This is a genomic window from Bradyrhizobium sp. (genome assembly GCF_035701725.1).
Lineage (GTDB): Bacteria > Pseudomonadota > Alphaproteobacteria > Rhizobiales > Xanthobacteraceae > Bradyrhizobium.
This window is the reverse complement of sequence record NZ_DASSRP010000122.1, coordinates 1-13,461: the sequence shown is the minus strand read 5'-3', so window position 1 is coordinate 13,461 and position 13,461 is coordinate 1. Positions and strand designations below refer to the sequence as shown.

13 protein-coding genes are annotated in these 13,461 nt (G+C 62.9%); 11 read left to right on the top strand and 2 right to left on the bottom strand.

Annotated elements, in window-relative coordinates:
* The coding region (locus VFL62_RS06965) for an enoyl-CoA hydratase/isomerase family protein (RefSeq protein WP_325171635.1) at positions 1-512 on the bottom strand (512 nt) is incomplete at its 3' end.
* 624 nt (positions 513-1,136) lie between these two features.
* Here VFL62_RS06965 and VFL62_RS06960 point away from each other — a divergent pair.
* From VFL62_RS06960 to VFL62_RS06940, 5 genes are all read left to right on the top strand, one after another.
* On the top strand, positions 1,137-2,174 hold the full coding sequence (locus VFL62_RS06960; RefSeq protein WP_325171634.1) for a LacI family DNA-binding transcriptional regulator: 1,038 nt from the start codon (positions 1,137-1,139) through the stop codon (positions 2,172-2,174).
* 44 nt (positions 2,175-2,218) lie between these two features.
* The gene (locus tag VFL62_RS06955; RefSeq protein WP_325171633.1) at positions 2,219-3,112 is read left to right on the top strand and encodes an NAD(P)-dependent oxidoreductase; all 894 of its coding nucleotides are present in this window, start codon (positions 2,219-2,221) and stop codon (positions 3,110-3,112) included.
* An 11-nt stretch (positions 3,113-3,123) separates the two neighbouring features.
* Entirely contained in the window at positions 3,124-3,909 is a 786-nt protein-coding gene (locus VFL62_RS06950; RefSeq protein WP_325171632.1) for an SDR family oxidoreductase, read from the top strand.
* A 100-nt stretch (positions 3,910-4,009) separates the two neighbouring features.
* A complete protein-coding gene (locus VFL62_RS06945; protein ID WP_325171631.1) occupies positions 4,010-4,912 on the top strand; it encodes an NAD(P)-dependent oxidoreductase in 903 nt (300 codons plus the stop codon).
* Between the two features lie 47 nt (positions 4,913-4,959).
* Positions 4,960-6,300, top strand: coding sequence for an MFS transporter (locus tag VFL62_RS06940; RefSeq protein WP_325171630.1), 1,341 nt, complete (start codon positions 4,960-4,962; stop codon positions 6,298-6,300).
* Between the two features lie 68 nt (positions 6,301-6,368).
* On the opposite strand, the gene VFL62_RS06935 is transcribed toward VFL62_RS06940, so the two are convergent.
* A complete protein-coding gene (locus tag VFL62_RS06935; protein WP_072825792.1) occupies positions 6,369-6,752 on the bottom strand; it encodes a carboxymuconolactone decarboxylase family protein in 384 nt (127 codons plus the stop codon).
* A gap of 337 nt (positions 6,753-7,089) precedes the next feature.
* On the opposite strand from VFL62_RS06935, the gene VFL62_RS06930 reads away from it, so the two are divergent.
* From VFL62_RS06930 to VFL62_RS06905, 6 genes are all read left to right on the top strand, one after another.
* Positions 7,090-8,037, top strand: a complete 948-nt coding sequence (locus tag VFL62_RS06930) for a branched-chain amino acid ABC transporter permease (protein ID WP_325171629.1) — start codon at positions 7,090-7,092, stop codon at positions 8,035-8,037.
* A gap of 2 nt (positions 8,038-8,039) precedes the next feature.
* Complete coding sequence (locus VFL62_RS06925; protein WP_325171628.1) at positions 8,040-9,812, top strand: branched-chain amino acid ABC transporter ATP-binding protein/permease; 1,773 nt, start codon at positions 8,040-8,042, stop codon at positions 9,810-9,812.
* Positions 9,799-10,506, top strand: a complete 708-nt coding sequence (locus VFL62_RS06920; protein WP_325171627.1) for an ABC transporter ATP-binding protein — start codon at positions 9,799-9,801, stop codon at positions 10,504-10,506. Before VFL62_RS06925 ends, VFL62_RS06920 begins: the two co-directional genes overlap by 14 nt.
* Before the next feature lie 30 nt (positions 10,507-10,536).
* Positions 10,537-11,790 carry an ABC transporter substrate-binding protein gene (locus VFL62_RS06915; RefSeq protein WP_325171626.1) on the top strand — a complete coding sequence of 418 codons (1,254 nt, stop codon included), beginning with the start codon at positions 10,537-10,539 and terminating at the stop codon, positions 11,788-11,790.
* Positions 11,791-11,817: 27 nt separating this feature from the next.
* Positions 11,818-13,068 (top strand): ABC transporter substrate-binding protein, encoded by a 1,251-nt coding sequence (locus tag VFL62_RS06910; RefSeq protein ID WP_325171625.1) that lies wholly within the window; start codon positions 11,818-11,820, stop codon positions 13,066-13,068.
* A gap of 46 nt (positions 13,069-13,114) precedes the next feature.
* Positions 13,115-13,461: GntR family transcriptional regulator (locus tag VFL62_RS06905; protein WP_325171624.1), on the top strand; the 347-nt coding region annotated here is incomplete at its 3' end.

The window sequence follows — 13,461 nt, the reverse complement described above, 5'->3', positions numbered from 1 at the left end:
GACTTCGCTTCGTTTGCGTCGATCCTTTCGCCGGTCAGCAACAGGCGCATGGCCTGGCCGTAGCCGATCAAACGGGGCAACAGCTGCGAGGCGCCGCCGCCGCCGACCCAGCCGCGGGTCACCTCGGGCGCGGCGAAGGTCGCCCCAACCCCGGCAACGCGAAGATCGGCGGACAGCGCCATTTCGAGCCCCCCGCCGAGCACCCAGCCTTTCACCGCCGCGACCACTGGCTTGCGGATCGCGCGCACCACGGCGGCGTGCTCGAGACGGCTACGATAGGCCCATGCGTCCGAGTAGCCCGAGAGCGAGGCCAGATCTGTGCCGGCGCAAAACGCCCGATCGCCCTCGCCGCGCAGCAGCACGACCTTGATCGCCTCGTCACGATCGATATCGGCCGCGATCCTTGCGAGCGAGACGATCATCGCCGGCGTCATCGCGTTCAGCTTCTCGGGCCTGTTGATCGTGATCTCCGCGATCCCGCCGGTACAATGCAAGACGATCTGATCTGCCACGCGAACCTCGCTAAAATGCTTTTTGTAACCGGTTACCGCAAGCAGAAACGGCAGCACCATCCAGCCGGCAACGACTTGGTCGGCGTTGTGATCTCTTTGGTCCCTAGATTTGCTGCGTTGCACGCAACACTACCAGAAATCAGTATGGCTTGGTGGGCTTGATTTTCCTCTCGTACGGCCACTCGGCCTCTTCTTATGTAACCGGTTACAACAAATTTCGGAGGTGTTGTCAATCACGTGTCGTCGGCGGAAACAGCCCTTGGGGACAACGCTTGCGGTCACGGCGGCCAACGACCGTTCGTGGCGTCCAGCGGATCGCTGCGGGAGCATGATATCGATAACATTTCTGCTATGCGCGCGTGCCGGATCGCCACCCGGCCGCACGCCGATCACGCTCAACCGATCGGCATCTTGCGGCTTGAAATGCCGTATTATTTGCAAGTTCGTTGTTGATGAGCGCAGGCATGTTCCCTCACGCGTGCGCAGCGCAGCGTGATATCGATAACATCATTTGGCTTGTGGGCAGCCGATACGCTGCTTAGGATCGCCCCAGCCAAAAGAACTGCGGCAAGATGCCCTCACATCGCAGCCGGCACGCCCGGGGGAAAAATTTAGGGAACGCCGATGCCAGCCGAAACGGCGGTGCAGGACACAAGACTCGGAAAGCATGGCCTTCGCATGAAGGACGTTGCGGCGCGCGCCGGAGTCTCGGTGATGACGGTCTCGCGCGCACTGAGCACGCCGGAAAAGGTCTCCGGCGACACGCTCAGGCGCGTGCAGGCTGCCGTCGATGCGGTACTTTACGTGCCGAATGGTCTGGCGGGCAACCTGTCCTCGCGCCGGTCGAAAGCGGTCGGCGTGATCGTTCCCGGCATCAACAATTCGCTTTACTCCGGCATGATCGAGGCCGTATCGGCGACGCTGCGCGCCCAAGGCTATCATTTGATGATCGCCGACAGCGGACTTAGTCTCGAGAACGAGGAAAAAGCCATCACTTCGTTCCTCGCGCAGCGAGTCTGCGGTCTGATTCTGCACAATACCCAGCACACCCGCAAAGCCCGGAACCTGATCTCGAATATCGGCGTGCCGACCATCGAAGTCGGCAACCTGGTGGAACGGCCGATCGATCTTTGCGTCAGCTATTCGAATTTCGATGCGGCAAAAGCGATGACGGTGCACCTTGGCCGGCTGGGCTATCGCCGCATCGCCTTCGTCAGCCTCGCGCTCGCTAACAACGACCGCGCCCGCAAGCGCCGCGACGGATTTCTCGCCGGCCTGCGCGAACTCGGGATTTCGGCGGATTCTTGCCTGAGCATGGAAGCCGAATCCGGCCTTCACGGCGGCGCCGATGCGATCAAACGTATCGCCAAGACCGCGCCATCGATCGAGGCCGTGTTCTTTTCCGCCGACGTCATGGCGGTCGGCGCGCTGCTGGAATGTCAGCGGCGCGGCTGGGGCGTTCCTTCCAAATTCGCGATCTCGAGCTTCGACGACGTCGATCTGCTCCGGCATGTCAGCCCGATGATCACGACGCTGCAGATTCCGCGCGCCGAGATTGGCCGAAAGAGCGCCGAACTTTTGCTGGCGCGCGTGCAGAATCGGTCGACCCTTCCCAAGGTCGTCGATCTCGGCTTTGACATCATCCAGCGCGAAAGCACCTAAGAAGCCGCCGCCAAAGCGAGCCTAACCAAGTCAGGGAGTGAAGCATGTCCAAACCAGAGCTGGGATTCGTAGGCGTCGGACGCATGGGCGGCCCGATGTCGGAACGGCTGTTGGAGGCCGGTTATTCGCTGACGATCTTCGACACCGATGCCGCGCAAGTCGAGGCGCTCGTCAAGAAAGGCGCCAAGAAGGCCTCCTCCGCCGCAGAAGTCGCCTCCGCCGCCGACATCGTTCTGATGAGCCTGCCGACTCCCGACATCGTCCGCAACGTGGCGCTCGGCGAGAAAGGCGTCGCCCGAGGCAACCGCGTGCGCACCTTGATCGATCTGTCGACGACCGGTCCGGGCGTGTCGAACATCGTCGCCAAGGAGCTGACACAGCGCAACATCTCCTGGGTCGACTCGCCGGTCAGCGGCGGCGTGAAGGGCGCTGCGGCCGGCACCCTTGCCGTGATGGTGTCCTGCCCGAAGCCGGTATTCGAGGAAGTCGAGCCGATCCTGAAAGTATTCGGCAAGATATTCTTCACCGGCGAAAAGCCCGGCCTCGCCCAGACCGCCAAGCTCGCCAACAATCTGATGGCTGCCGCCGCGCTCGTGATCACGTCCGAAGCGGTGGCGATGGGCGTCAAGGCCGGCCTCGACGCCAAGGTCTTGATCGACATTATCAACGCCTCTAGCGGGCGCAACAGCGCTTCCCAGGACAAGTTTCCGCGCGCGGTGTTGCCCGGCACGTTCGATTTCGGCTTTGCGACCGGGCTTTCTTACAAGGATGTCCGCCTGTGCATCGACGAGGCGGAGGCGATGGGCGTACCGATGGTTTGCGGCGCCTCGGTTCGCGAGATGCTGGCGATCACCAATGCGAAGTTCGGCGCCAACTCCGACTTCACCTGCATCGCAAAGGTCCTGGAGGAATGGGCTGGCGTCGAGATGCGCGGATGAACGATGCGGCCATGACCGAACCGATCCTGAAGGACCGTTATGCGCTGATCACCGGCGCCACCGCGGGGCTTGGCCTTGCGGTCGCTGAAAAACTGGCCGCCGCCGGCGCCAACATCGTGCTGAACGGTCTCGACGACGGCAGCAAAGCCGCCGCCGATCTTGCCGCCCGGTTCGGGGTAAAGGCGATCTTCATTCGCGCCGACCTGTCGCAGGAAAGCGAGATCGAGGCGATGATGAAGGATATCGTCGGTCGTTTCGACCGCCTCGACATCGTCATCAACAACGCGGTCGTCAGATCCTTCGCGCCCGTCGAGGCGTTCGCGCCGGCCGACTGGAACCGGGCGCTGGCCGTCAATCTTTCGGCGCCTTTTCACATCATCCGCCTGGCGCTTGCCGGCATGAAGCAGCGCGGCTTCGGCCGCATCGTCAACATGTCCTCGATCTATGGCTCGCGCGCGACCGAAAACCGCATCGACTACGTCACCACCAAGACGGCGATTGTCGGCCTCACCCGTTCCGTCGCGCTCGAGACTGTCAAGACCGGCATCACCTGCAACGCGGTCAGTCCGGGAACGCTGCCGACGCCGGCGATCGAACACCGCATCGCCGCAATCGCCGCAAAGGATGGCTTGTCGCCGAAAGATGCGGAGCGCCGCTACCTCTCCGAGCGCCAGCCGAGCGGGCGTTTTGTCGAGCTCGGCGCGGTCGGCGATCTCATCGTTTTCCTCTGCAGCCCCTCGGCCGCCGATATCACCGGCGCGGTGCTGCCGATCGACGGCGGCTGGGCGGCGGCCTGACCAACAAGAGAGAAACCGTGAACCGAACATTCAATCGAACCAACGTTGAGCACCGGCAGCCGACAGATGGCAGCCGGAATGAAAAGAAGGAGTAGAACACATGGAATTGGGATTTATCGGTCTCGGCCAGATGGGCAGCCGCATGGCGATACGCCTGCTGGACGCCGGCTACAGCCTCACGGTGTTCGACCGCGACGAAGCCGCGATGGCAAAGCTCGTTGCGCGCGGGGCACGCAAGGCGACGAGCGCCGCCGCGGTCGCTGCCGCATCAGAGACGGTGCTGATGAGCCTGCCGACGCCGGACGTCGTGCGCGCCGTCGTTCTCGGTCCTGATGGCGTCGTCGAATCCAACCGCACCACCAAGCTTGTCGACCTCTCGACGACCGGCCCCCGCATGGCGACCAGTATCGCCACCGAGCTGGACAAGGCCGGCCGCATCTCGCTGATCGACGCGCCGGTCAGCGGCGGCACCAATGGTGCCGAGAAGGGCACGTTGGCAGTGATGGTGTCGGGCAATTCAGAGGCCGTCGAAGCGCTGCGCCCGGTACTGAGCGTGTTCGGAAAGATATTCGTCTGCGGCGACAGACCGGGCATGGGACAGACCATGAAGCTCGCCAACAACATGATTGCGGTGGCGGCGCTTGCGATTTCCTCCGAAGCGATGGCGATGGGCGCCAAGGCAGGTCTCGATCCGCAGATCATGATCGAAACCATCATGGCCTCAAGCGGCGGCAACGTCGCGCTGCGCGACAAATTTCCCAAAGCCGTGCTCACCGGCACATTCGATTTCGGTTTCGCCACCGGCCTTTCCTACAAGGATGTGCGCCTGTGCGTCGACGAGGCCGAAGGCATGGGTGTGCCGATGGTGGTCGGCGCGGCGGTGCGCCAGCTCATGGCGGTGACCAACGCCACCTTCGGCGCCGACAGCGACTTTACCTCCGTGGCGCGCGTGCTGGAGGGATGGGCCAACGTGAAGATCCGCGCCAAGCCGCCAAAGACCTGAAATCACGCGGTAGCTGACAAAAACAAAACAAATACAGGGGGAAACTGATGGCGAATGAAGCAGCCGACATTGGCTGGCGGCTCGACCGGCTGAATATATCCCGCTTTCACTGGCGCGTGCTGGCGTTGATCGCGTCCGGCATGTTCTTCGATTCCTTCGATCTGTATCTCGCCAGCGGCGTGCTCGGCGCCATGGTGCAATCGGGGGAATCGACGCTCGCGTTGAACGCATCCTTCATCTCCGCCACCTTCCTTGGCATGATGATCGGCGCCTGGTGCGCCGGTCTGCTCGGCGATCGTTTTGGCCGCAAGTTCAGCTACCAGTTCAACCTGATGCTGTTCGGCGGCGCATCGCTGGCCGGCGCCTTCTGCCCCACCATGCAATGGCTGATCGTCGCCCGCTTCTTCATGGGCCTGGGGTTAGGGGCCGAAATCGTCGTCGGCTACGGCACCATCAGCGAGTTCATTCCGGCGCGCCACCGCGGACAATTCGCGGCGTTGCTGAACCTGATCATCAACAGCAGCTTGTTCCTGGCTACCGTGATCGGCTGGGCCGTGATCCCGAAATTCGGCTGGCGCTGGATGTTTGCCATCGTCGCCGTTGGCGCCTTCGTCGTCTGGTTCCTGCGGCGATCGCTGCCGGAATCGCCGCGATGGCTGGTCCGACAGGGCCGGATCGACGAAGCCGAGAAAATCGTCAACCGCGCCGAGGCGGAATCGACTGTCAATAAGGATGTTGCAGCAGCGCCCGTCGCCGCCAAGGGCGGTAGCTACACGCTCGGCGACCTGTTCCGCCCGCCGCTGCTGGTTCGGACGACCCTGGCTGTTGTCGTGACGGTCTGCCTTCTCACCTTCAACTTCGCCTTTGTGGGCTGGGTCCCGACATTCCTGGTCAAGCAAGGCCTCGGCATCTCGAATTCACTCGGGATGTCGGCGCTGATTTTTGCCGGCGGTCCGCTCGGTTCGCTGATCGGCCTGTTGCTCTGTGAAAGGATCGGACGCCGCTGGGGCATCGTTGCGTTTTCCGCGATCGGAATTGCCGTCAGCGCCGCCTATGTGAGCGTCACGGACGTCACGCTTGTGGTGACCTTTGGCTTCCTGGTGAGCTGCGTGATCTACGTGCTGTCCTCGCTCAGCATCGCCTGCTACGTGCCCGAACTGTTCCCGACCGAGGTTCGGCTGCGCGGCAGCGGAGTAGCCAATACCGCAGGGCGCGCCGTCAATATCGCGGTGCCCTATGCAATCGCGGCAACGTTCGATCAGTTCGGGCTGTATGGCGTGCTCGGGCTGATCAGCGCGGCACTGCTGCTGCAAATGGTGATGCTGGCAACGATGGGAATCGAGACCAAGCAGCGATCGCTGGAGGAGCTTGCCGGGCAAACGCCCTAGCAGGACTGGCAATGCAGGCCGGCCGCAGTCGTTTGCGGCCGGCTCGTCCGCCAGATGGAAACCCGAGGTTACTTGCCCTGCACTTCCTTGATCGCTTCGCGCGCGTTGCGGAAGGAATCCATGCCGGCCGGCACGCCGCAATAGACCGCCACCTGAAGCAGGATTTCCTTGATTTCGTCGACCGTGACCCCGTTGGTGAGGGCGCCGCGGACGTGCAACTTCAACTCATGCGTTTTGCCGAGCGCGCTCAGCATCGCCAGATTGAGCATGCTGCGCGTCTTCTTGTCGAGGCCCGGCCGCGTCCAGCAAGCGCCCCAGCAGAATTCGGTCGACCATTCCGCCATGGTGCGCGTGAATTCATCCGCGCCCGCGATCGACTTGTTGACGTAATCCTCCCCAAGCACTTCCTTGCGGACTTTGAGACCTTTTTCGAACAGTTCGGTCTTGCTCATGATCCATCTTCCATCTTTTTTGAAACGTTCAGCTCACCCGGAAGCGCCGCCCACATCGTTGCAAGGAGCGACTTCCACGAATTGCCGCCGCGATCCTAATCGCAGGTGCGACCAACTGTCGACCGCAAATTCTCCTGCTTGACAGATTGACAGACAATCTCAACAGTTGCCCTCCCCGGCTGCCGAGCGGCCGGGGATACAAACGCGCCCCGAACCAACGTGGCGACAGGGAGGACACTGGCCGGACGACAGCCGGTTCCGGATCGATGCGCCAAAAGACGCTTCAAATCCGGATGCGGTGAGATACCGGCCACAACAAGAGGGCCAAAGGCCGCCGATGAGCCAATTCATCGAGAGCTTTCTGCAAGCCATGACCGCGGGAATCCTGATCGGCGCGGTTTACGGCCTGATGTGCGTCGGGCTGGGGCTGATCTTTGGCGTCATGCGCGTGATCAATTTCGCCCATGGCGATTTCATGATGCTCGGCATGTACACCGCGTTCTACCTGTTCACGCTGCTCGGCGTACAGGCTGTCTTCGGCAACACGGTCGGGCCTTTCGTCTCGATCCTGCTGGCCGGACCGATCCTTGCAGTGTTCGGCTATGCGGTCCATCGCCTGCTGATCTCGCGCGTTTCCGGTACGCGGACTGCGTCGCTGGAAGGCGAAGGACATTATGCGCAGCTCATTCTGACGCTCGGCATCGCGCTGATCCTGCAAAATGGCGGCCTGATCGCATTCGGTTCGGTGCTCGCCTCGATCCGCACACCGCTGTCGAGTTCGGCCTGGGAACTCGGCCCGTTCTTCGATATCAGCGTATTCGTCAACAAGGCGCGCGGCATCGACGCCATCGTCTCGCTGGTGACGATGGTGCTGCTCAGCCTGATGATCGCGCGCTCGCGGGTCGGTAAATCGCTGCGCGCCGCCGCCGACAATCCCACTGCTGCGACTTACATGGGCATCGACGTCGATCGCGCTCATCGCGTCGCATTCGCATTGGGAACCGGCATCACGGCGATCGCCGGCGGCCTGCTCGCCACCAACTATCCGTTCCATCCGTTCGTTGGCCTGGAATATGTGATCGTGATGTATGCCGGCGTGGTGCTCGGCGGCATGGGCAGCATCATCGGCGCGTTCTGGGGCGGCATGACCATCGGCCTGGTGCAGCAGATGTCGACCATCGTGTTGCCGACGCAACTGCAGAATGCCGCGATCTTCGTGGTGTTTCTCCTGATCATCTTTTTCCGTCCGCAGGGCTTCTTCGGGCGGATGGTCGAGAGGACGTAGCGATGTCGATCCGGCGTTCGATCGTTTCCGTTATGGCATTCGCGCTGACCTACGCCGCGGTCTCGCTCCTCATCACCAACTCCTACTACCAGTTGATCATGACGCTGGTCCTGGTCTGGGCTGTGTTCGGCCTGTCCTGGAATCTCTTGAGCGGCTATACCGGGCTGATCTCGTTTGGCCATGCCGCCTTCTTCGGCATCGGCGCCTACACCACCGCGCTCGGCCAGATCTACTTCGATATCTCGCCCTGGCTGTTGATCCCGATCGCCGCGATGCTCGGCGGCCTTGCCGGTCTGTTGATCGGCTACCCGACCTTCCGCTTGCAGGGCCACTATTTTGCGCTGGCGATGCTCGCTTATCCGCTCGCCATTCTCTATGTCTTCGAATGGCTCGGCTTTCAGGAAATCACGCTGCCGATCAAGCGCGACAACCCGATCGCCTATATGCAATTCAGCGATCCCCGCCTCTACACCATGGTGGCGTTGATCATGCTGACCGGCATTATCGTGCTCACGCGCGCCGTGGAGCGCAGCCGGTTCGGCATGGCGCTGCTCGCGATCAAGCAGAACCAGGCGGCGGCCGAAGCCGCCGGCATCAACACGCTGGCCTGGAAGCTGCGCGCGATCGCGCTCTCAGGCGCCATCGCAGGCGCCATCGGCGCCTTCTATGCAGTGGTGCTGCTGGTGGTGACGCCGCAGTCGGTGTTCGGCATGCTGGTGTCGGCGCAGGCTCTGACGGTTGCAATGTTCGGCGGCGTCGGCACTGTCTGGGGGCCTGTGATCGGCAGCGTCATTCTGATCCCGCTGGCTGAGACGCTGAACGCCGAGGCCGGCTCGCGCTTTCCCGGCATTCAGGGCGTGATCTTCGGGCTTGCGATCATCTGCGTGATCCTGCTCGCGCCCGAGGGCCTGTTCTGGAAAATCCGCGATGTCTTGCGCCGGCGCGAACTCGCGCAGGCCCCGCCCGAACCGGCAAGCGCGGTCGCTTCCGCCAACGTCACGCCGCTTCCGGTACCACTGCGGCGCGACAGACCAAGTGAGGACGTTATTCTCGAGGTTCGCAACCTGTCGCGCTCGTTCGGCGGGCTCAAAGCGGTGCAGGATGTCTCCTTCAAGCTTCACCGCAACGAGATCCTCGGCATCATCGGGCCGAACGGCGCGGGGAAGACCACGTTGTTCAACCTGCTCAACGGCTTTCTCCGGCCGGACGGCGGCGAGGTCTTGCTCGAAGGGCGCGACATGTTCGCGCGCAAGCCGCACGAACTATGCGAAGCGGGCGTGGCGCGGACGTTCCAGATCATGCGTCCGTTTCCGCGCATGTCGATATCGGACAACGTGATCGTCGGCGCTTACGTGCGGGCCAAGACCGACATGGAAGCGCGAAAGCTGGCAGCCGATGCGATCTCGCGCGTCGGCCTGACGTCGGTCGCCGACCGTGTCGCGGGCGAACTCTCGACCAAGGAGCTGCGGCTGATGGAGCTCGCCCGTGCGCTGGCCGGCCAGCCCAAGCTTCTCCTGCTCGACGAGACGCTCGCCGGTCTTGGCCAGGACGAGGCCGACGAGGTCGTCGCCGTGATTCAGCGCCTGGCGCGCGACAACATGACGATCGCCATCATCGAGCACACGATGCAGGCGATGGTCCGCCTGGTCGACAACTTCCTTGTGCTGGATCACGGCGCGGTGCTGCTCGAGGGCAAGCCCGAGCAAGTGACCCGCGACAACCGTGTGATCGAGGCCTATCTCGGCAAGAAATGGGTGGCCCATGCTGCGCATTGACGGGCTCTCGACCGGTTATTCCGCGCGGCCCGTGCTGAGCGGCGTTTCGATCAATGTCGAGGCCGGCCAATTCGTCGCCATCGTCGGCCCCAACGGCGCCGGCAAAACCACGCTGTTCAAGACGATTTCCGGAATTCTGCGCCCGACCGCTGGAGCCATCACCTTTGAAGGGCGGGACCTGCTGTCGATTGCGCCGCCGCGCCGTCCGCATCTCGGCATCGCCCACGTGCCGGAAGGCCGGCAGGTGTTTCCATCGCTGACCGTCATGGAAAATCTCGAGATGGGCGCGGTGACCGAGGCCGGACAACGCGACTGGAAAGACAACATCGCGCGTATTTTCGAATGGCTTCCGGTATTGGCCGAGCGCCGCACCCAGTTTGCCGGCACGCTCTCCGGCGGCCAGCAGCAGATGCTGGCGATCGGCCGCGGGCTCGCCTCTTCTCCGAAGCTTCTGATGCTGGACGAGCCCTCGATGGGGCTCGCGCCGGCAACCGCCGATCTCATCTTCGACCGCCTGATCGAAATCCGGCGTCAGACGAATTTGACCATCCTGCTGGTGGAGCAGCGCGTCGCCGAGGCGCTGGAGACCGCCGATCATGGCTACGTGCTTGAGGCCGGCCGCATCGCGCTCGAGGGCGACAAGCAGACGCTGCGCGCCGACGATCGTGTCAGGCGCGCTTATCTCGGGATGTGAACAAATCAAAAGAGAATTGGGAGGAAAAACATGAACAGCAAGGCATCGCGGACATCCATCAGCCGCCGAACGATGCTGTCGGGCGCAGCCGCCGTCGGATTGTCGAGCGGCCTGTCGAACGCCGTTCGCGCCCAGGCGCCGGCCGAAGTGAAGGTCGGCCTGATCGTGCCGCTGTCCGGCATCTACACCCGACCGGGCCAGGTGATGAAAATGGGCGCGGAGATGGGCATCGAGCACATCAACGCCAAAGGCGGCATCAAGTCGCTCGGCGGCGCCAAGCTGAAGCTTGTCGTGATCGATTGCGGCGATACCACCGAGAAGGCCAAGAACGCCGCGCAGCGCATGGTGGCGCAGGAAACCGACCTGGTCGCCGCGACCGGCGCCTATCTCTCCTCGTTCACGCTGGCGGTCACCGAGGTGACCGAACGCGCGCAACTGCCGATGCTGACCCTGTCTTATTCGGATCTCATTACAGACCGTGGCTTCAAATTCATCTTCCAGACCGCGGCCACCGCGAGCCGGCAATCCGAACTCGGCCTGCCTGAACTGATGAAGCTCGCGGAGTCCGCCTCCGGCAAGCGGCCGAAGACGGCCGCCATGATCATGGACAATACCGCGACATCGGTCGCGACTGCGAAAGCGTTGAAAGAAAAACTCTTCGCCCAGGAGGGCCTTCAGCTCGTCGTCGACGAGGTCTGGACGCCGCCACTCTCGGACGCGACGCCGCTGATCCAGAAAGTGCGCTCGGCCCGTCCGGACCTGCTGCTGTTCATGCCGAATGCGGTCTCCGACGCCAAGCTGGGGCTGGAAAAAATCAACGAGTTCGGCCTCGGCCAGGGCAAGCTTCCGACCGTCTCCTTCAGCATCACGATTGCCGAGCCCGACATGCTGCAGAGCGTGACGGCCGAGGCCGTCCAGGGCATCATGACCATCGTCGCCAATTGGGGTTCGAAGGGCCACGAAGATCTCATCGCCGAGCTGAAGCAGAAATATAAAGAGCCGTGGATGACGCAGAACGTCATCTCCACCTACGGCGACATGTGGCTGATGAAGGATGCGCTGGAGAAAGCCGGCAAGGCCGACCGCCTTGCGGTGGCCGATGCCTTCCGCACCATGGATGGCGGACCCTCCAAATACTATCCGGGCGGAGAACTGAAGTTCGACGAAAAAGGCCGTCGCGTCGGCGCCGGCGTCGTGATCGTGCAATGGCAGAACGGCGTTCCCGTGACGGTCTATCCGTCGAGCCTTGCGCTGGCGCAGCCGTTCTGGCCGAAAAAAGCCTAAATGAATTTTTCCGGGGAGGATTTCATCATGCAACAGATCAAGCGAAACGCCCACAAGAGCGCAATGACGCGGCGCAGCCTGCTCGCCGGCGCATCCGCCGCCGGCCTTCTCGCGCCACGCGCATGGGCACAATCGCCGGCCGAGGTAAAGGTCGGCCTGTTGGTGCCGATCTCCGGGATGTACGCGCGGCCGGGCACCGTCATGCGCGAGGGCGCCGAGATGGCGGTCGATCACATCAATGCGCAAGGCGGGGTGAAAGCGCTCGCTGGCGCCAAGCTCAAGCTGGTGGTGCTCGATTCCGGCGACACCACCGAAAAGGCCAAGAGCGCGGCCCAGCGCATGGTGGCGCAGGAGCCGGACCTTGTCGCCGCGAGCGCCGCCTATTTGAGTTCGTTTACGCTGGCGGTCACCGAAGTGACCGAGCGGGCGAGCCTTCCGGTGCTCACCCTCTCCTATTCCGACCTGATCACCGATCGCGGCTTCAAGTATGTGTTTCAGACTTCCGCAACAGCCGGATCGCAAGCCAAGCAGGCGCTGCCGCAAATCATCGCGCTTGCCGAAGGCGCTTCGGGCAAGAAGCCGAAGACGGTTGCGATCGTCACCGACAATACCGGCGCCTCCGTTGCTTCCGCCAAGTCGATGCGCGAGGGACTGCTCGCCGCGAATGGCCTGCAACTGGTCCTCGATGAAACCTTCACGCCGCCGCTGGCGGACGCCACATCACTGGTACAGAAGGTCCGCGCCGCCCGGCCCGACCTCCTGTTCTTCCTGCCGACCGTGATTTCCGACGCCAAGCTCGTGCTGGAAAAGATGAACGAGTTCGGCATGGGTCAAGGCAAGGTGCCGACCATCTCCTTCGGCATCGCCATCGCCGAGCCCGATATGTTGCAGACGGTCAGCCCCGAACTGCTCCAGGGCGTACTGACCTGTGTCGCAAGCTGGGGCGCCAAGGGCCACGAGGCGCTGATTGCCGAGCTGAAGAAGCGTTACAACGAACCCTGGATGACGCAGAATGCAATTTCGACCTATGGCGACATGTGGGTGATAAAGGACGCGCTGGAAAAGGCCGGCAAGGCCGACCGCACCGCGGTCGCCGAGGCGCTCCGAACCATGGATGCCGGTCCGTCGAAATACTATCCTCTCGGCGAGATCAAGTTCGACGAAAAGGGCCGTCGGATCGGCGCCGGCATGACCATCGTGCAATGGCAAACCGGCATTCCCGTCACGGTCTTTCCGCCGGAGCTTGCGCTGGCGCAGCCGATATGGCCAAAGAGCTAGTGGGGCGATTTAGCGGCTCCGCTGGAAACCGAAAAGCACCTTGAAGATGGATCGACGCACCGAACTTCAGTCAACGCTCCGCATCGAGGACGTTCCGACCGTCAGAGCCATGGTCGCGCGGAAACTGCGCGAAGCCATCATGTCCGGCACGCTCAAGCCGGGCCAACGGCTGGTCGAACGCGAACTGTGCGAGATGACCGGCGTCAGCCGTCCCTCGATCCGCGAAGCGCTGCGGCTGCTGGAAGCGGACGGGATGGTCAATACCGTCCCCCATCGCGGCCCGGTGGTCGCCACCATCAGCCTCGAGGAAGCCCGGCAACTCTACGCGGCGCGCGCGGTACTGGAGGGTTTTGCGGGGCGTGAATGCGCACGGCTGCGCGATCCCGCCGTGGT